This window comes from Stenotrophomonas sp. KH_052 (assembly GCF_057838755.1).
Genome location: NZ_CM174475.1, coordinates 2,845,950 through 2,865,143, shown reverse-complemented (window position 1 = coordinate 2,865,143; position 19,194 = coordinate 2,845,950). Strand labels below are relative to the sequence as shown.

General features: G+C 66.9%; 15 protein-coding genes. 6 read left to right on the top strand and 9 right to left on the bottom strand.

What is annotated here, in order from left to right:
- Positions 1-80 precede the first annotated feature (80 nt).
- On the bottom strand, positions 81-908 hold the full coding sequence (locus tag AC3ITW_RS13180; RefSeq protein WP_489389627.1) for a class I SAM-dependent methyltransferase: 828 nt from the start codon (positions 906-908) through the stop codon (positions 81-83).
- Positions 909-971: 63 nt separating this feature from the next.
- Here AC3ITW_RS13180 and AC3ITW_RS13175 point away from each other — a divergent pair, with 63 nt between their 5' ends.
- Entirely contained in the window at positions 972-1,379 is a 408-nt protein-coding gene (locus tag AC3ITW_RS13175) for a MerR family transcriptional regulator (RefSeq protein ID WP_489389626.1), read from the top strand.
- 73 nt (positions 1,380-1,452) lie between these two features.
- On the opposite strand, the gene AC3ITW_RS13170 is transcribed toward AC3ITW_RS13175, so the two are convergent.
- The 3 genes from AC3ITW_RS13170 to AC3ITW_RS13160 form a co-directional block, all read right to left on the bottom strand.
- Entirely contained in the window at positions 1,453-2,169 is a 717-nt protein-coding gene (locus AC3ITW_RS13170) for an MgtC/SapB family protein (protein WP_257471776.1), read from the bottom strand.
- Positions 2,170-2,270: 101 nt separating this feature from the next.
- A complete protein-coding gene (locus AC3ITW_RS13165; RefSeq protein ID WP_489389625.1) occupies positions 2,271-4,043 on the bottom strand; it encodes a chloride channel protein in 1,773 nt (590 codons plus the stop codon).
- Between the two features lie 62 nt (positions 4,044-4,105).
- Positions 4,106-6,187: a TonB-dependent receptor family protein gene (locus AC3ITW_RS13160; RefSeq protein ID WP_489389624.1), complete on the bottom strand. Its 2,082-nt coding sequence runs from the start codon at positions 6,185-6,187 to the stop codon at positions 4,106-4,108.
- Between the two features lie 131 nt (positions 6,188-6,318).
- Here AC3ITW_RS13160 and AC3ITW_RS13155 point away from each other — a divergent pair, with 131 nt between their 5' ends.
- The gene (locus AC3ITW_RS13155; protein WP_100434833.1) at positions 6,319-7,239 is read left to right on the top strand and encodes a M14 family metallopeptidase; all 921 of its coding nucleotides are present in this window, start codon (positions 6,319-6,321) and stop codon (positions 7,237-7,239) included.
- Between the two features lie 101 nt (positions 7,240-7,340).
- On the opposite strand, the gene AC3ITW_RS13150 is transcribed toward AC3ITW_RS13155, so the two are convergent.
- Positions 7,341-8,192: a LysR family transcriptional regulator gene (locus AC3ITW_RS13150; RefSeq protein ID WP_100434832.1), complete on the bottom strand. Its 852-nt coding sequence runs from the start codon at positions 8,190-8,192 to the stop codon at positions 7,341-7,343.
- A gap of 160 nt (positions 8,193-8,352) precedes the next feature.
- On the opposite strand from AC3ITW_RS13150, the gene AC3ITW_RS13145 reads away from it, so the two are divergent.
- Both AC3ITW_RS13145 and AC3ITW_RS13140 read left to right on the top strand, forming a co-directional pair.
- A complete protein-coding gene (locus AC3ITW_RS13145) occupies positions 8,353-8,706 on the top strand; it encodes an SMR family transporter (protein WP_010485170.1) in 354 nt (117 codons plus the stop codon).
- Positions 8,706-9,029: a DMT family transporter gene (locus AC3ITW_RS13140; protein ID WP_100434831.1), complete on the top strand. Its 324-nt coding sequence runs from the start codon at positions 8,706-8,708 to the stop codon at positions 9,027-9,029. Before AC3ITW_RS13145 ends, AC3ITW_RS13140 begins: the two co-directional genes overlap by 1 nt.
- Positions 9,030-9,154: 125 nt before the next feature.
- Here AC3ITW_RS13140 and AC3ITW_RS13135 read toward each other — a convergent pair whose 3' ends face one another.
- From AC3ITW_RS13135 to AC3ITW_RS13125, 3 genes are all read right to left on the bottom strand, one after another.
- Positions 9,155-12,103 carry a TonB-dependent receptor gene (locus AC3ITW_RS13135; protein WP_100434830.1) on the bottom strand — a complete coding sequence of 983 codons (2,949 nt, stop codon included), beginning with the start codon at positions 12,101-12,103 and terminating at the stop codon, positions 9,155-9,157.
- 69 nt (positions 12,104-12,172) lie between these two features.
- Positions 12,173-13,117, bottom strand: coding sequence for a FecR family protein (locus AC3ITW_RS13130; protein WP_012511325.1), 945 nt, complete (start codon positions 13,115-13,117; stop codon positions 12,173-12,175).
- Positions 13,114-13,632, bottom strand: coding sequence for a sigma-70 family RNA polymerase sigma factor (locus AC3ITW_RS13125; RefSeq protein ID WP_032970849.1), 519 nt, complete (start codon positions 13,630-13,632; stop codon positions 13,114-13,116). The genes AC3ITW_RS13130 and AC3ITW_RS13125 overlap by 4 nt, the downstream gene beginning before the upstream one ends.
- Before the next feature lie 145 nt (positions 13,633-13,777).
- Here AC3ITW_RS13125 and AC3ITW_RS13120 point away from each other — a divergent pair, with 145 nt between their 5' ends.
- Entirely contained in the window at positions 13,778-14,158 is a 381-nt protein-coding gene (locus AC3ITW_RS13120) for a VOC family protein (RefSeq protein ID WP_006372781.1), read from the top strand.
- 195 nt (positions 14,159-14,353) lie between these two features.
- Positions 14,354-16,333, top strand: coding sequence for a choline BCCT transporter BetT (betT, locus tag AC3ITW_RS13115; protein ID WP_006372779.1), 1,980 nt, complete (start codon positions 14,354-14,356; stop codon positions 16,331-16,333).
- A 92-nt stretch (positions 16,334-16,425) separates the two neighbouring features.
- Here betT and AC3ITW_RS13110 read toward each other — a convergent pair whose 3' ends face one another.
- The gene (locus AC3ITW_RS13110) at positions 16,426-19,050 is read right to left on the bottom strand and encodes a TonB-dependent receptor (protein WP_100434953.1); all 2,625 of its coding nucleotides are present in this window, start codon (positions 19,048-19,050) and stop codon (positions 16,426-16,428) included.
- Positions 19,051-19,194 lie beyond the last annotated feature (144 nt).

Below are 19,194 nucleotides of genomic sequence, written 5' to 3'. Positions count from 1 at the left end.
GAAAAAGGGGACGGAGGGGATTAAGTCGTTCTTGCCCCGGCTGTGCCGGAAACGACTTAATCCCCTCCGTCCCCTTTTTTCTAGGCGCGGGCGCGGACCAGCCAGCAGGCGGCATCCACGCGCACCCGGTCGCCTTCGATGAAGGGCGCGAACGCGGCCAGCGCCTTGTTTCGAAGTGCGTCGGCGCGGTCTTCCGGCATCGCGCGCAGGGCCAGTCCCAGCGGGCCAAGTTGGCCGACATAGGTTGGCAGCTCATCGCGGGCGATCGAACAGGGCAGGTCGACCGCAACCACTTCGACGTCCTTCCAGCCGGCCGCCTGCAGAAGCCGCTGTACCCGCTTGCCATCGCCAAAGGCGAACTGGCCCGGTGCGCCAGGCGCACGGGGTGTCAGCTCGAGTTCATCAGCAATGGCGCGTTCGGCCGTGGTCATGAACGGGTTCTCGTCGGCACTGCGCCAGGCGATGAAACGCAGGCCCGCGCCTGGCGCTGCGGCACGATGAAGGTTGGCGAAGGCGGCCTGGCTGTCCTCGAAGAACATCACGCCCAGCCGCGACTGGATCCAGTCGAAGTGCGCGGAGGGCAGCGGATGCCGCTGCGCGTCGGCGACGATGAAGTCCGCGTCCAGTCCCGCCGTTTCTGCGCGCTGCCGGGCCAGAGCCAGCATCGGCGCGGAGATGTCCAGGCCGGTGCTGTGTGCCGCCGGGCGAGCGGCGGCTGATGCCAGCAGGCTGGCGCCGGTGCCACAGCCGATATCGAGCAGTTGCGTGACGGTTTGCGGAAGCTCGGCCACCAGCAGGTCGGCCATCGGCTGGAACAGACCGTCGAGGATGGCCTGCTGGGCGACCCAGATCTGGCCGCCAGGGCCATTCCAGAGCGCATTCTGATCAACGGGGGATGTACTGGCCATGGCCTTGTCCTGCCGGGAAGTTGCCCATAGGTTGATGCTTGAAGGCGACTTGAGGTCAAGCTCATGCGTGAACTGGATATCGGCGAGGTAGTCAAGCGCAGTGGCGTGCCGGCCTCGACCCTGCGTTATTACGAACAGTTGGGCCTGCTGCAGGTGCTGGGGCGGCGCGGCCTGCGCCGGCAGTACGACGAGCAGGTGCTGGAGCGTCTGGCGCTGATCGGTCTCGGTCAGGCGGCGGGACTGTCGTTGCAGCAGATCGGTGCATCGCTGCCGCCACAGCGTGGGTGCATCTCGCTGGACCGGGAGGCCCTGTTGGCACAGGCCGATGTGCTGCAGCAGCAGATCACCCAGCTGCAGCGGGTGCGCCGTCATCTACAGCGCGCGGCGGCCTGCCCGGAAGCACAGGACGCGCGCCAGTGCGGTTCGTTCCGCAAGTTGCTGCGGGCCCAGCAGCGCATGGCGGGTGGGTGAGAGAAGCGCATCCACGCATGGCGTGGATCTACTGCACCACGACCTCGGTAGATCCACGCCATGCGTGGATGAATCAATCGCGGGTACTGACTTCCCAGGTGGCGTGCAGCACGCCCGGCACATGCTCCATCCGCGCCAGCACCACGTCCAGCTCATCGGCACTGACGGCGGTACTGACCAGCACCGCGATCACATCGGTGGGCGCGTCGGCATGCTCGACCACCTGCACATCACCGACCGGATATTGCGCCGCTTCCAGCGCATCGACCAGGCGTTCGCGTACACGTGGCACCGCTTCGGCATCCACACTCAGGCGCACCTCGTAGGTCGCCTCGGTGGCCGTCTCGTTGATCGGGATGCGGTTGATCGCATTCACCAGCGGCCGCAGCAGGGTGTTGCCGGCGATGATCAAGACCGTCAGCAGCACGCCTTCGGCCAGCATGTCCGCGCCGGTGCAGCTACCGACCGCCGCCGAGCACCACAGGGTGGCGGCGGTGTTGAGGCCGCGCACGTTCATGCCTTCCTTCATGATCACGCCGGCACCGAGGAAGCCGACGCCGGAGACCACGTAGGAGATCACCCGCACCGCCTCGGCACTGCCGGCGATGCGCATGCCCAGGTCGACGAAGGCAGCGGCGCCGACCGCCACCAGCACGTTGGTGCGCAGGCCGGCGGTGCGTTGGCGGTACTGGCGCTCGGCGCCGATCAGCGTGCCGAGCACGAAGGCCGCCAGCAGGCTGATCACGGTGTCGGCGAAGGGGCCGGCCTGGAAGGTTTCAATGAAGCGCATGGCCGGAGTCTACCCGGTCGAGGTGACAGTAGATCCACGCCATGCGTGGATTTCGAGGCGGCCAGAAACGACTTAATCCCCTCCGTCCCCTTTTTGCGGGGTCAGTCGGTGTCCTCGACCCGCTCGCCCATCAGTTCGCGCTGGCGCTTGTCCAGTTCCTCGGCGTAGCGCTTGCGCACGAAGGCTTCGGAGACCACGCCCAGCACCTGGCCGTCGGCGGCGACCACGGCCAGTTCGTCGGCCTGGGTCTGGTCAAAGCGCTGCATCACCGCAACCACGTCCGCGCCTGGCAGCAGCGACACGTCGCGGTTCTCGGCCAGTTCGCCAATGGCGGTTTCCGGCTTCACGCCGTCGCCGTACACGCGCGGAATCTGCACGATGCCGGCGTAGTGGCCTTCGCTGTCGATCAGGATCACCCGGCTGCCCGAGCCCAGCGGGAAGCGCTGGCGGAAGGCGGCGGCGTCGAGGTCGGCCGGCGCGGTGGCCACGCCCTTGCGCATCAGCCGGCCGGCGTTGAGGTTCTGCACCCAGCCCACGTCGCGCGCGCTCTTGATGGTCTCGCCGCGCAGGTGCATGCGCCAGGTCGAGAACGAATAACCGAACCACTGCCGCACCAGCGTGCTGGAGACCAGCACCGCGCTCATCACCACGCTGGTCAGCAGGAAGTCGTGGGTGCCTTCCAGTACCAGCATGGCCATGGTCATCGGTGCGCCGACCACCGCAGCGGCCAGCGCTGCCATCCCGGCCAGTGCGGCCGAGGTGGCGTCGATCACCGGCACGCCGGTGGCCATGGCGAGCAGGCCGGCGAACAGGGTGCCGACCAGGGTACCCATGAACAGCGAGGCGAAGAACAGGCCGCCACGGAAACCAAACCCGAGCGAGATGCCGGAGGCCAGGCACTTCAGGGTCAGCAGGCCACCGATCCAGATCAGTGGCAGGTGCGTGGTCAGGTCCAGGTGCAGGGCGCCATGGCCGGACGACAGCACCTGTGGGCTGGCCAGCGCCAGCGGGATCAGCAGCAGGCCACCGACCACCGGCCGGCCCCACAGCGGCAACGGACTGCGCTTGACCGTGCCCTCGATCGAGGCAATCAGCCGCATCACCGCGATGCCGACCATCGCGCAGCAGCAGCCGAGCAGGCCATAAATGGCGTAGTCCGCCGCACGCACGTCGATGGTCGAGGCGGCAGGCAGCAGGTAGGCCTCAATGCCGGCCTGGTCGGCCACGAACGCGCCGGCCAGTGCAGCGACCGCCACCGGCGCCAGCGCGGCCGGAGTATAGGCGCCGATGACAATCTCAAAGGCGTAGAACGCGCCGGCCAGCGGTGCGCCGAAGGCGGCTGCGATGGCACCGGCGGCACCGGCGCCGACCAGGATGCGCACATCATTGCGGCGCAGGCGCATCACCCGGCCCAGCTGCGAGCCGCTGCCGGCACCCATCTGGGTATAGGAGGCCTCCAGCCCGACCGAGGCGCCACAGCCGTTGGACAGCAGGGTCTGGGTCAGCACGATCAGGTTGTCGCGCATCGACATGCGGCCGCCATGCAGGGCGTTGGCTTCCACCGCATCCAGCAGGGGCCGCTTGAGCCGGGTCGCGGCCAGGCTGACCAGCCCGACCAGCAGGCCACCGAGCGGCAGCACCAACAGCGCGGTCCAGGTCAGCGAGGGCAGGGAGCTCAGGCGCATGCCTTCGTCCAGCCCATACAGGGTGCCCTGCAGCCAGCGTGCGATGCCGGATTGCAGCAGGGTCAGGTAGCCGGCGATCAGGCCGACCAGCAGGGCAAGCGCAATGAACCACAAGTCACTGCCACGCAGGCGTAGGCGCAGGCCCTGGAAGGCCGCATGCAGGCGCGATGGCGAAACAGGCAGTGACATGGTGGCGGCATGATACGCCGCCACCGTGATCGCCGCCGTCACTGCATCGGGTGGTTACCGGCTTAGAAGCGGTAGCGGCCCTGCACGTAGAAGGTGCGCGGCGCAGCCACCATGCGGCCGGCGTTGCCATCGACGTTGCGGGTGTACCAGCGCTTGTCGGCCAGGTTGTTGACGCCCAGCGCGATCTCGCTGTCACCCAGTCCCGGCACCTGCCAGGCCACCTGCGCGTTCCACAGGCGCACGCCCGGCACGCGGCCCACGCGCGCATCGGCGCTCTCGGCCCAGGTGTTGGCCGCATCGGAGAACTGGCCGCTCTGGTGGGTGCTGGAGACATTGAAGGTCCAGCCGGCCAGTGCATAGCGTGCGCCGACGCTGTCGGTGTCGCGCGAGTAGAACGGCACGTCCAGGCCACGGTTGTCACCGGACTGCTGGATCGCCTTGGTCCAGGTGTAGTTGGCGTACAGCTCCAGCCCGGCCAGCGCGCTGTCCTCGGCGAAGCGGTATTCCAGTGCGCTCTCCACGCCCTTGTGATCGGTGGCGCCGATGTTCTGGAAGGTTGGCGGGGTGATCCCCGGCACCTGCAGGATCTGGTTGTCGAAGCGCATCTTGAACACGGTCACTTCCGCGCGCAGTGCACCGTCCTGCCAGCGCGCACCTAGTTCGGTGGTCTTGGCGATTTCCGGGTTCAGCGGATTGCTCGCGGTCTGCGAATTCAGCTGGATGTTCTGCACCGGCCCGAACGAGGTGGTGTAGTTGCCGAACACGGTCAGCTGCGGGGTCAGCAGGTAGGCAATGTTGAGCGAGGGCAGGGCCTTGTCGTTGCGGCTGCTGAAGGTCGCCGTGCCACCGGCCTGGCGGCGGTCCATGTCGATCCATTCCATGCGCACGCCCGGGGTGATCCGCCACTGGCCGATCGCAATGCGGTCGTCGATGTAGAACGCGTGGGCGTCGGTGGCGTTGTCGAAGCGGTTGGTGGCGCTGGCCGCGCCGGTGCGGCGGGTGACTGTGTAGCTGCGGTCGTTGCCACGCTCGCGCAGGAAGCGGTAGCCGGCGGTGATGTCGTGCACGCTGGCGCCCCAGTGCAGGCGCTGGGTGTAGCGCGGCTCGATGCCGAGCACACGGTAGTCGCGCGGCTGCACGGTCAGCTGGGTATTGGCGGCGTTGATCAGCGAGCTGGCACGGCTGCTTTCGTTGTAATAGGCCAGTACCTCGAACTCGCTGTTGGCCGAGAGCGTATTGGTGTAGCCCAGGTCGATGCCGGTGCGGTGGCCTTTCCAGAAATCGGTGGGGCGCGTGTTCTGGAACGGGTCGGCTTCGTACTGGGCGCGGGTCAGGCCGCCCGGGGTGAGCGAGCGAACATCGTAGTAGGAGAGCTTGGCGCGCAGTTCCTGCTGTTCGTCGATGGCATAGGCGAACTTCAGCGCCAGGTCGTTGAAGCGGTCATCGCTCCCCTGGCGCCAGCCACGGCCGTCCTGGCCGGAGTACAGCAGGGCCGCGCCCAGGCCGTTGTCGCCGGTGCCGCCGAGGAAGGCGTTGTACTGGGTGCTGTCGCCGCCGCCATGGTCGTAGGCGGTGTAGCGCACGCCCGCTTCGCCGTGCAGGCCGGCCTCGGTGGGAATGGCGCGGGTGCTGAAGTTGATGATGCCGCCCACGTTCTGCGGGCCATAGCGCACCGCGCCGCCACCGCGCACCACGTCGATCGATTCGATGTTGGACAGGCTGGTCGGCGCGAACGAAAGTTGCGGCTGGCCGTACGGCGCCACTGCCAGTGGTACGCCATCGAGCAGTACGGTCGAGCGCGGTGAGTAGCGCCCGGTCAGGCCGCGCACGCCGATGTTCAGCGAGACCGAGCTGCCGGCGGTGCCGGAGTTGTCGGTGACCTGCACGCCCGGGATGCGGCGCATGGCATCGCCGATGCTGGCCGCGCCGCTGGCCTCGATGCGCTGGCGGTCGACCACCGTGCGTGCGCCGGCAAAGCTCTTGACGCTGTCATGCAGGCCGGTGCCCAGCCAGCTGCCGGAGACCTGGATGCTGTCCAGCGTGGTGGCGCCGTCCTGGGCGAAGGCACTGGTGGCCGGGAGCAGGCACAGGGCGAGGGCGGCGGCCAGCGGCAGGCGGGCCGTTTGCGGGGCGTGGATGGGCATCGATGCAGGTCGTGGAATGGTGTAAATGAGAATTATTGCTGATTCCATTCGCCAATGGAATGCGTCTCCGGTTCATGCTGATGGGCCGGTGGTAAAGTGGGTGATTGCTTCCTGACTCGCTGAGATCTGCCATGTCCCAAGCCGCTTTCTACCCCGTCGGAACCCCAGGCCAGCCGTGGGGAGCGGCGGAACGGGAGGCGTGGCGGGGCCGCCAGCAGCGCCTGCGTCGCTATGACGAGGAGGTGCTGCCGCGCATCGAGGCACTGGCTTCGCGCTTCGACAAAGTGGCCTATGGCCAGCTCGACTACGCGGGCGAGACCTACACCCTGTTCGCCCTGCGCAGCCGCGACTGGAACCCGGCGCTGCCTGCCGCCTTGGTCAGCGGTGGCGTGCACGGCTATGAGACCAGCGGCGTGATGGGTGCGCTGGAGTTCCTCGAAAAGCACGCAGCCGATTACGCCGGCAAGGCCAACCTGCTGGTGGCGCCGTGCGTGAATCCGTGGGGCTTCGAGCGCATCAACCGCTGGAACTTCGATGCGATCGACCCGAATCGCAACTTCCGCGCCGATGGCCCGGCCCGCGAATCGACCGCGCTGATCGAGCTGGTTGCACCAATCAAGGGCCAGTTCGTGCTGCACATTGACCTGCACGAGACCACCGACAGCGACGAGAGCGAGTTCCGCCCGGCGCTGGCCGCGCGTGACGGCAAGCCGTTCGAGCCGGGCTTGATTCCCGATGGCTTCTACCTGGTGGACGACAGCGAGAACCCGCAGGCGGCGTTCCAGCAGGCGGTGATCGCCGCGGTGGAAAAGGTCACCCACATCGCGCCGGCCGACGACAAGGGCGAGATCATCGGTTCAGCGGTGGTGGCGCATGGCGTGATCGAGTACCCGCTGGTGAAGCTGGCGTTGTGTGCAGGCATCACTGGCGCAAAGTACACCACCACCACCGAGGTCTACCCAGACAGCCCGCGGGCGACCCCGCAGCAGTGCAATGACGCGCAGGTGGCAGCCGTGTGCTCGGCGCTGGATTACGCGCTCGCCCATCGTTGATCGGTAGTGCCGGCCTCTGGCCGGCAACTGAAAAAGGGGACGGAGGGGATTAAGTCGTTTGTGCCACAAACGACTTAATCCCCTCCGTCCCCTTTTTCGGTTCACCCCAATGCGTCGGCCCACCAGAGTGCGGCCGGTCCCGGCGGCGTATCACGGCGCCACAGCAGGTCGCTGTGGATGCGCCGCGGCCAGCCGGGCAGCACCAGTTCCACCAGGTGCCCGCGGTCGTAGCGCTGCACCAGCGCCCGCGGCAGCTCGGCCCAGCCGAGGCCGTCCTCGGCCATCTCCATCACCATCAGGTAGTCGGTGGCGGTCCAGGCCAGGCCGGTGACCACGCGGGATTGATCGACTTCCGCGCTCAAGCGCACCTGTCTATGCCGCGCCAGCTGTGCGGCGGCGCGACGGCCAGCGCTGGCCAGCGGATGCTCGCGCGCCACATACACCGACAGCTCGCTGTGGTGCGCCAGCGGACGTGCCACCAGTCCGTCCGGATAGTGCTCCTGCCGTGGCAGCAGACCCAGCGCGGCGCGTCCGTTGCTCACCAGTTCCAGCACGTCCTCGCCCTCGGCATCCAGCCATTCCAGCTCGATCTCCGGGAATGCCTCGGCGAAGCGTTGCAGCACCCGTTGTTCCGGGTCCAGTTGGTAGACGTCGGAGAATGCCACGGTCAAGCGCGGCTCGACCGGTGCGGCCAGGCGCACGCTCAACTGCTGCAGGCGGGCATCGGCAGCCAGGATTTCCTGCGCGTGCCCAAGTACCTGGCGCCCGGCCTCGGTCAGCTGCGGGTAGCGCCCGCTGCGGTCGAACAGGCTCACGCCCAGGTCGGCTTCCAGGTGGGCGATGGCGGTGCTGACCGTCGATTGGGTCTTGCGCAGGCGTCGCGCCGCCGCCGAGAACGAGCCCAGCGCCGCGGCTTCCACGAAGGCCTGCAGGGATTCAGGGGAGTAGGGCATTGATCCATCGCTCCTGTCGATGGAATCCATTTTGATACCACCGTAAAAGGCGATGATACTGGCTTCCGTCGCCCCCGTCTGCGGGGCGTTCCGGACCCTCCACGCTCGGCGTGGATCCATTGATGAGGCGGCGTGGTCCCCGCCCTGCAAGGAGCTTCACATGTCCCGTACTGTTCCCGCCCGTGGCGCGCTGGTCGCCTGGGCCTGCCTGACCGTGGCGATCGTCGCCGAAGTGGTCGGCACCTCGTTCATGGCCCATGCCGCCCGCGATGGCGGCTGGACCGGTTACCTTATCATGGCCGGCGCGCTGGCGCTGTCCTACTTCTTCCTCGCGCAGTCGGTGCGCCGCATCGCCGTGGGCGTGGCCTATGCGGTCTGGGAAGGCCTCGGCCTGACCCTGCTCACTGTGGTCGGCCTCACCGTCTTCGGTGAAAGCCTGTCGCTGCAGCAGCTGGCCGGCCTGGTGCTGGCAGTGGTCGGCATCGTCTGCGTCACCCTTGGGGAGGCGCACTGATGAATACCTTGGCGTTGTTTTTCGTGATCTGTTCGGCCTTGATCGACGTCGCCGCCAACATGATGGTGGCCAAGTCGGAAGGTTTCCGCCGCTGGCGCTGGGGCGTATCTGCGATCGTCATGGTCTGGATCGCCTTCGCCCTGCTGGGCCAGGCGGTGCGCTACATGGACCTGGCCACCGCGTATGCGATGTGGGGTGCGATCGGCGTGATCGGTACCGCCATCTGCGGCCGCCTGCTGTTCGGCAACCGACTGCGCCCGATCGGCTGGGTCGGCATTGCGCTGGTCACTATTGCAGTGCTGCTGCTGAGTACCGCGAAGTGATGCATCGTTGCGCCAACCAAGGTTGGCGCCTACCAGAACCACGGTTGGCACCTTCCAGAGCGTGAGCCGCCGCGGGCAAACGCCCCGGGGATGATCTCCCCGGGGCGTTGCTGTTTCTGAAGCACTCAGAAGCGTGCGGTGAAGTTCAGCCGCGTGGTGCGGCCCGGGCCCGGCATCAGGCTCATCGCCAGCGTGTCCATGTAGTAGGTGTTGCGCAGATTGCTGACCACCAGCTCCACTTCGCTGCGCGGCGTGAACTGCCAGCGTGCGTAGAAGTCATAGATCGCGGTCGGCAGGTAGATGTTCTGCAGGCCGGTCGAACCGGTGGTGTTCCAGGGCTTGTCCAGTTCGTGGGTGGGGCCGCTGTTGTAGGTACGGCGGATGCCGGTATCCAGCCGCTTGTCGAACAGGCGGAAGCCGAGCGTGCTGTGGATCGAGTACTTCGGCGGGTTCTGTGCGTTGACGAACGAGGTGCCGAAGCCGCCGTCCACGCAGTCCGGCGTGGCGTCCAGCTTGCTCCACTTCGCATACGGGTCTTCGCGCAGGCGCTTGGCGGTGGCCGCATCGCAGGTGCGCGCGCGCTGGTAGTAGCTGGCCGACAGGTCCAGGTAGGCGATGCCGGCGTCATAGCCGGACTGCAGCTCGTAACCGGACACCGTGTAGTTGTCGACGTTGTCGACGTAGAACGCCCAGTTGCTGGAATCGAAGCGGCGGGTGATGGCGTTGTCGATATCGTTCTTGAACCACGCCACCTTGAACGCCAGGCGGTCACCGTCGCGCCACAGGTCCTGCTTGAGCAGGCTGAAGCCGATGTCCCACGAGCGGTTCTTCTCCGGCTTCAGGTCGGCCACCGGTGCCGAGGTGCTGTTGCCCAGCGTCGACTCGAACAGGCTGGGCATCTTCCAGCCCTGCGCGTATTTCACGTAGAAGAACATGTCCTGGTCGAGGTTGAAGCGCGCCTCTGCATACGGCGCGAAGCCGTGGCCGGAGCGCCGGATCGCCGGCTTGTAGCCCCAGGCGGTGGGAATCTGCTTGGTATAGAAACCGTTGGCGCCGCGCGGATCAGGAATGAATCCATCGAAATCGTAGGCCTGGCCCAGCGTGCTGTCGCCATAGGGCGTGGCACGCAGCGAGTCATAGGTGTAGTTGCCCTGGGCATCCGGGTACCACTCCTTGTACCAGCCCGGCAGCAGCTGGCCGCCCTTGCTCAGGCGCGCGAAGGTGTAGCGCAGGTCACGCGATTCGCTGACGAAAGCGACGCGATTGCGGTCGCGGGTGCGGTAATCGGTGAAGCGGCCGCCGGCAGTCAGCGACAGCCAGTCCCACGGCTGCCACTGCAGCGAGGCGACGACGCTGGCTTCGCGGCGTGTGCCCGAGCGCAGGTAGCGGTTGTTGTTGAAATCCACCGGCAGCACCGGTGAGTTGGGCGCGGTGTCCTCGTGCTGGAAGGAGGCGCCGTAGCGCAGCGTCCAGTCGCCCAGAGCATTGCTGAAGCGCGTGGTGTTGCTGCTGTCCACGCCCCAGCGCTGGGTCTTCACGTCCGACTGCAGGCCCGGGCCATAGGTTTCGCCCAGCGTGTCCGGCATCTGGTCGTTGGGCACGTCCTTGAACAGGGGCGTGTTGGCGATGTTGCTGTTGAACATGCGGCTGGTGGCGGTGGTGAACCACAGCGTGCTGCTCAGGTCCAGCCACGGATGCGCCTCGGGCCGGTAGCGATGGCGCAGCGAGGTGGCGTTGACCCGCATCTTCCCGGGCTCGAACTGGAACATGGTGTTGGCCTTGTCCACGTAGGTCACCCATTCGTTGGACTCACCCACGCGGCCGATCGCCGACGGCATGATCTCGCCGAAGCTCGAATTGAAGTAGCGGTGGCTCAGCTCCAACCGCTGGTCCGGATTGGGCGTCCAGGTGAATTTCAGCAATGCCGATTCGTTGTTGGTATGCGTGTTGAGCACTTCATCGCCCGGATGGAAGAGCTTGGATACGGCCTGGCTGGACATGCCGGTGCCGCCGCTGGACAGGTGCTGCTTGTCATAGCGATGCGCACCGTTGCTGCCGGCGAAGAAGTTGCCCTGGCGCCGCCGCGCATAGGCCGCAACCAGCTGCCAGTCCTCGCCGCGCTGGGCGAAGGCCACGCTGCCATTCCAGTCACGCGGGTCGCGCAGGCTGTTGCGGTTGTCGCTGCCGCGCGCGATCTGCTTGAAGGTGCGGGTGCGGTCGATGCTGTTGTCGGCCACGCCGCCGCGTACGCGCAGGCCCCAGTGCTGGCCGTCGTCGAGGATGTCATCCACCTTCAGCGTTTCCATGTAGACCACTCCGCCGATCGCGCTGGCGGCGTTGGCGGCCAGGCTTGGCCCCTTCTCGATGCTGATCGCGCTGATCAGGTCCGGGTCGAGGTAGCTGCGCTGCTGCACGCCGGCATAGCCGCGGTACACGTCGATGGCCTGCTGGCCGCCGTCGATGATCACCGGCACCCGGTTCTGGCCCTGCAGGCCGCGGATGTTGACGTCCAGAGCACCGCCGTTGCGGACGTCAGCGGTGTGTACGCCCACCGCACCGGCCAGCACGTCGCCGATCGACTGACCGCGGAAGCGTTCCAGTTGCTGGTGGTCCAGGTGCACGCGCGAGCCGCTGTCACGGTAGACCGCATCGGCATCGGCGAGCCCCCACGGCGAAGCGCCTTCGCTGGCCTGGCCGGCCACGCGCAGGGTGCCGATCTGGCGCACTCCGGCTTCGGCGTTCGGCGCCGCCTGCAGCACCACGCCACTGGCATCACGCTGGAAGGCCAGGCCGGTGCCGGCCAGCAGCTGCGCCAATGCAGCGTCAGTACCGAGCGTGGCCTGCACACCCTTGCTGTGGCGGCCGCGGGTGAGGCGCGCGTCGGCGGCGATCGACAGGCCCGATTGCTGGCCGAATGCGGTCAGGGCCTGGTCGAGCGGGCCGGGCGCAATCTGCCAGCGGACCGCAGCGGCGGTCTCCTGTGCATGGACCGAGGCAGGCAGCAGGCAGGGGGTCGCCAGGGCCATGCACAAGGCGATGGCCAGGGGGCGAGGGGAGGGGCAGGGCAGTTTCATGGGGGCGGCAACATCCGCAATGGGTTCCCTTGTAGTGCCCGGTGAGCGCACAGAAAGGGAACCGCGATTTCAAAGCGGACGCACGACGGTCCACCACGGCCAGCGCTGCTCGACACGGATCGGCAGGGCGCGGGCCAGCAGATGCAGCGCCTGGGTGCTGTCCAGGCGTGGCAGTACCGCCGTGACCTTCAATGCGGCGAGCGCCGGATCACAACCGAGATAGCCCTGATGGTGGCGGGCCAGCTCATCGATGACGCGGATCAAAGGCGTGTCCTGTACCTGTAGGCGTCCCTCCTGCCAGTCACCGCGCAACGGATCCGCAGCCACCGGGGAGAGTCCACCCATCGGGCCGATCTGCACCGCACCGCCGGCGGGCACGTCCAACGATGCGCCGAACAGCGGCAGGCAGCGCACCACACCGTCGAACACATCCAGGCGGCTGCCCTGCGCCTCACGACCGACCGCGAAGCGGGTGCCAATCGGCTGCAGGCGTGCGCCTGGCACGTGCACGCTCAAGGGCATGTCGGCGAAGGCAGGGTGATGGCCGGTCTGCAGCAGTAGTTCGCCACGCAGCAGGTGCAGGGCGCGGCGGTCGCTGCCGATGTCGATCGTGACTTCACTGTCGGCGTTGAGCCACAGCTGGCTGCCATCTGCCAGTATCCAGTGCCCGGTATGCCCGGCAGCAGTGCGTTGTGTCTGCAGGCCGCGTTGCGTCTGCAGGCCATGCAGGCCCAGCAGCGAGACTGCGCCGATGCCAAGTGCACCTCCGAGGCCGCGCAGAGCCTGCCGGCGGCGACGGCCTGCGGCATCCAGCGCTGTGGCAGCGGCCGGTGCCGACAGGGGTGCAAAGGATTGCCAGACCGACTCGACCCGACGCCACGCATCGGCGTGGCCGGCATCAGCCTGCAGCCATGCGCGCCAGCGGTACTGCTCATCATCACTCCAGCCCTGCTCGCGCAGCGCGAACCATTCGGCGGCTTGCTCCAGTGCCGGGCTGGCCAGCGCGGTGCTCATGCTGTTGCGTCGCCGGACAGGCGCAGGCAATGCAGCATCGCCTGCGCCATGTATTTCTTGACCATGCGTTCGGACACGCCCAGCTGTTGGCCGATCTCCGCATAGCCCAGGCCAGACAGTCGTGCCAGCAGGAACGCACGGCGTGGGCGTTCGGCCAGGCCGGACAGCATGTCGGCGATGGCATGCAGCAGCTGCAGCGCCTGCGTGCGCTCCTCCGCCGATGGATGCACCGGCTCCGGCTGCGCGGCCAAGGCCGTCAGGTAGGCGCGCTCCAGATCCGCGCGCTGCCAGTGATTGACCAGCAGCGCGTGCGCGATGGTGCTGAGATAGGCACGCGGCAGGCGCAGTTCGGACGGATCGACACGACGGCTGAGCAGGCGCACGAAGGTGTCCTGGGTCAGGTCGGCGGCGCAGTCGGCGTTGTGGGTGCGGCGGCGCAGCCAGCCCAGCAGCCAGCCATGGTGTTCGCGGTAGAACCCCGCCAGCGCAGTGCTGGAGGCGGCGGGCACGGCCATCGGCATCGATCATTAATGAGAATGATTCCCATTATAGTGCGATCGAGCGGTGTACGACAAACCTTGCGCAGGGGGCAATGGCCAGGGCGTTTGCGATGCCCGCCGGGCTCGCCGACACTGCGGTCTTTCAGCAGGGAGTGCCCGCATGTTCAGCCACATCACCGTTGGAACCAACGACATGGACGTCGCCCATCGCTTCTACGATGCCCTGTTCACCGCATTGGGCGCCCGTCCGGGTGTCTTCGATGACAAGGGGCGCCTGGTGTATTTCAAGGACGGTCGCATGTTCATCGTCACCGCACCGATCGATGGCGAGCCGGCCTGCCATGCCAATGGCGGCACCATCGGCTTCACCCTGGACAGCGCCGATGCCGTGCGTGGCTGGCAGGACGCAGGCGTAAGCCACGGTGGCACCGCCATCGAAGACCCGGCCGGCATCCGCAACATGGCCGGGCGGCAGCTGTTCCTGGCCTACCTTCGCGATCCGGATGGCAACAAGCTGTGCGCGGTGCATGTGATGTCGTGATTGGACAGTACGCGCGTGGCCGCGATGCACGCGGTCCGCGCGCGGCCGCGCTCGCAGGCGCGCTTCGGCGCGCGCGTGATAACACGGAATGGTGGGCCGGGCCTGTGACCACAGGCTGCAACTTCATGCTCTGTCCACTGCGGTTCAGCCAGAATCGGTCGGCTAACCCTTTGATCTACCGGAGAACGCCGCCCCATGGAAGTACTGGAGCCGCAACAATCCCCGGTGCGCACTCTTCGACCTGTGTTCGCCTTCGCGGCGATCGTTGTCGTGGCGTTCGCGCTGTTTGTCAGCCTGTTCCCGCTCGGTGCGGGCCGCCTTCTGGTCAAGGCGCAGGACTGGGCCGCACTCAATGTCGGCTGGTACTACCTGCTGGCGATGACCCTCTACCTGGTGTTCGTGGTCGGCGTGGCGCTGTCCAAGTACGGTGGCATCAAGCTCGGTGCCGACCATGACGAGCCGGAGTTCAGCTATCTCTCCTGGGCCGGCATGCTGTTCGCCGCCGGCATCAGCATCACCCTGTTCTTCTTCTGCGTCTCCGAACCGCTGACCCATTACCTGCAGCCGCCGCAGGGTGATCCGGCGGCCGGTGAAGCCGGTGCGCGCCAGGCCATGCAGCTGCTGTTCCTGCACTGGGGCCTGCATGGCTGGGGCGTGTTCGCGCTGGCGGCGATGGCGATGGCCTACTTCGCCTACCGCCACAACCTGCCGCTGGCGCTGCGCTCGGCGCTGTACCCGCTGATCGGCAAGCGCATCAATGGCCCGATCGGCTACACCGTGGACGCGCTGGGCATTGTCGCCACCGTGTTCGGCATCGGCGCCGACATGGGCTTCGGCGTGCTGCACCTCAACGCCGGTCTGTCGCACCTGTTCAACATCCCGCACTCCAACCTGGTGCAGATCATCCTGGTGGTCAGCATGATGGGCGCGGCGGTGGCCGTGGCCGTTTCAGGCGTGGAGAAGGGCGTGCGCTGGATGGCCAACATCAACATGCTGCTGGCGATCGCGCTGGTGCTGTTCATGCTGTGCGCCGGCCCCACCCAGTATCTGCTCAGCACGCTGATGCAGAACCTGGGTGACTACCTCGGCAGTGTGGTCGGCAAGAGTTTCGATGTGTACGCCTATGGCGGCCGACCGGAATGGCTGGGCGGCTGGACGGTGTTCTACTGGGCCTGGTGGATCGGCTGGGCGCCGTTCGTCGGCCTGTTCATCGCCCGCATCTCGCGTGGCCGCACCATCCGCGAATTCGTGTTCGGCGTCCTGCTGATCCCGCTCGGCTTCACCTTGGCGTGGCTGTCGATCTTCGGCAACAGTGCACTGGACCAGGTGCTGCACCATGGCCAGCAGCAACTGGCGCAACTGGCGGTGGATGATCCACCCACTGTGCTGTACGCGCTGCTGGACGGCTACCCGTGGAGCAAGGCAGTGATCGCGGTGACGGTGTTCGTCAGTTTCATTTTCTTCGTGACATCGGCTGACTCCGGCGCGGTGGTGCTGTCCACGTTGTCCTCGCATGGCGGGGCGCCGGAGGATGATGGTCCGCGCTGGCTGCGCGTGTTCTGGGGCACGGTCATCGCGGTGCTGACCGCCGGGTTGCTGCTGGCCGGCAGCATCGATGCGCTGAAATCGGCAGTGGTGCTGGCGTCGCTGCCGTTCTCGGCGGTGTTGTTGCTGATGATGTGGGGCCTGACCCGCGCCTTCAGTGACGAATCGCACCGCAAGCGCGCGCTGCAGTACCGTCCCTCGCCGCTGATCGGTGACGACCGCCACCACCAGGGCTGGCGCCAGCGCCTGAGCCAGGCCATGCACTTCCCGGTGCGCGACCAGGTCTACCGCTTCATGGATGACACGGTGAAGCCGGCGATGGAAGCGGTGGCCGAACAGCTGCGCGGGCAGGGCTGGGATGTGGCGACGCGCTTCGAGGCCGGCGACATGGAGTTGACGGTGAACCACGGCGAGCAGCAGGACTTCCTGTACCGGGTGATCCTGAGTGGCTACCTGACGCCGTCGTTCGCCGCGCAACAGCTGCGCAACCAGCGCTACTACCGCGCCGAAGTGCATCTGTACGAAGGCAGCCAGGACTACGACCTGGTCGGCTACAGCCGCAAGCAGATCATCAACGACATCATCAGCCAGTACGAACGGCACCTGCAGTTCCTGCACCTGAGCCGTTGATGCGGTGGGTGCGGACCGTTGGTCAGTGGTAGTGCCGGCCGCTGGCCGGCAGCACAATTGGGGCGGCGCATCACCGCCGCCCCGTTGCCGCATCAGAACCGGTAGCGCGCCCCCAGCGAGACGAACTGCCCGCGCAGGTTGTACTGGCTGATGTCGAAGCCGTTGGAGCCACCGGCCGGGTCGAACGGCGGGTCCTTGTCGGTCAGGTTCAGCACCGACAGCGACAGCGTGGTGTTGGGAATACCTTCGTAGGCCACGTACAGGTCCAGCTGGTGATACGGCTTGATGCGGTCGCGTAGCCCCGGATTGCTGGTGGCCGTCGCCACACGCTGGTCGTAGCCACTCACGTACTGCAGGCTCAGCGTGCTGCTCCAGTCGCCCACCGCCCAGTTCAACGAGGTGGTGCCGCGGGTGCGCGGCAGCGCGCCATGGCGGTTGTTGCCAGCCCCTTCATACGGGGCCTGGCCGGCCACCAGCGGCTGCTTGAAGCTGAGCAGGTGGGTCCAGCTGCCGGCGACGGTGAAGTTGCCCCAACCGTCGGTGCGGAAGGTGCGGCTGGCGTCCAGATCCAGCCCCGAGGTGGTCAGTTCGCCCTGGTTGGCGTACTGGTTGGTGATGAACTGGATGCGTCCGTTCTCGCGTTGTACGCGGCCCGGGAACAGGGTCGGGTTGTCGACGATGAATTGCGCACTGTCAGGCTTGACCAGGTTGTCCTGTTCGATGCGGTACCAGTCCAGGCCGATGCTGGTATCGCCATCCGGCGACCACACCGCACCCACGTTGAAGTTACGCGAGCGCTCGGCCTTCAGGTCAGGGTTGCCGGTGCGGATGTTGGTCACGCCGCGGCTGCCGCCCGGTTGCAGTGGGTCGAAGGGATCGATCACCGAGCCGTAGCTGACGGTCTGGCCCGGCGCGATTTCGGGCAGCGACGGTGCACGGAAGCCGCGCGAGAACGAGCCGCGCAGCAGCAGGCTGTCCAGCGGCTGCCAGCGCAGCGCCACCTTCGGCGAGAACGCCTTGCCGAAGTCGTCATAGTGATCGCCACGACCGGCCACCTGCAGCTCCAGAGTGCGGTGCAGCGGCACGCTCAGTTCGGCGTAGGCGGCACTGACCTGGCGCTCGCCGTTGACCACGTTGATGGCCGGGCGCAGCTCGGTACCCGACAGCACCTGTGCGCTGGTGCGCGCATCCAATGATTCCTTGCGGAACTCGGCGCCCCAGGCGAAGCCGACTGCACCGGCCGGCAGCTCCCACAGCGTGGTCGACGCCTTTACGTTCAACGCGTGCAGCTTGTACCAGCCCGGACGCTTGGTCTGCAGACGCAGTGCATCCAGCGCCCCCGGCGTGCTGGACGGGTTGAGGAAGTTGTAGCTGCCATCGTGCAGGTTCTGCTCGAAGGCGTAGCGGTTGACGAAGTTGTCGACGTACTCGCGCTGTGCACTCTGCGAGGTCAGCGCAGCCACTTCCCAGTCCCAGCGCTCGCCACTGCCGCGCACCCCGGCCAGTGCACGGTAGAACACCTGGGTGTTGTCCTTCAGGCGCGGGCCGAGATCGAAGAAGGTGTACTCGAACGGCAGCGGCGTGCTGCCCGGGTTGTTCGGGTGACCGACCGGCAGCACCGCCGGCACATCGATCAGGGTGCCGGTGGCCGGGTTGTAGGCACGCAGGCCCGGCCCGACGGTCAGCGGCGCGCTGAAGATCTGGTCGGCCTTGTTGTGGCTGTACAGCACATCGGCGAAGGCCTCGACGCTGTCATTGAAGCGGTAGGTCGCACTCAACGACGCCTGCAGGCGCTCGGCGCCGGGCTGCAGGGTCTTGAACGGCTGCGCATTGAAGGCGCAGGCCTGGCCGGGCAGGGTGCTGCCGAAGTCGCTGTACGGACGCAGCTGGCTGCCATCGGGGCAGTTGGCGAACGGCTGCGGCGCACGCGGGTTGCTCAGCCAGTTGCCACCGGCAGTGGACCAGCCGGCCAGGCGGCCACCGGGCTTGTCGCGGAAATCGCCGCTGCGGGTATAGGCACGATCATCGCCATCGAGGCGGTCGCGCTTGAGCAGGTCCAGCCCGAACAGCACGTTCCAGCCCTGCTGTTCCAGATCACCGAAGCCGGCCAGCAGGTTGGCCTTGCGTTCGTTCAGGCCGCCCTGGGTGGCGGTACCGAAGCCGCCGCCGACTTCCACGCCCTGGAAGTTCTTGCGCAGGATGATGTTGATGACGCCAGCGATGGCGTCGGAGCCGTACACCGCCGAGGCGCCATCCTTCAGTACTTCGATGCGCTCGACCGCACTGATCGGCAGTGCGTTGAGGTCGACGAAGGTGTCCTGGGTATTGAGTGCGAAGCCGAAGTTGGACACCCGATAGCCGTTGACCAGCACCAGCGTGTTCTTCGGTGACAGGCCACGCAGGCCGATCGATGCAGAACCGGCGGCGAAGCTGCCGGTGTACTGCTCGTCGAAGCTGTTGCCGGCATTGGCCGACAGGTTGCGCAGCACATCGGTAAGGGTGGAGCGACCGGTCTGTTCGATCTGTTCGCGGCTGACGATCTGCACCGGGTTGGGCCCGGCGGTATCGCTGCGCTTGATGTTGGAGCCGGTCACCAGCACGGTGCCGAGGGTGGTGCTGTCCTTGCCGGTGTCGGCGGTTTCAGCGGCGCCGGCAGCGCCGGCGGAGAGGCCCAGCGCGATCGCGCCGGCAAGCAGGTTCAGGGTGGTGCGGTACATGGAAGCGACAACGCCGAACGGGGGAGGAGCCGTCAGTACCGCACGCAGGTACATGCGCCTTCCAATGACGAAAGCGCATTCAGTTATACATCACAGGTTCTTAACGAAAGTCTGTGGCCTCGGTGGGGCGGTCTGTGCTCCGGT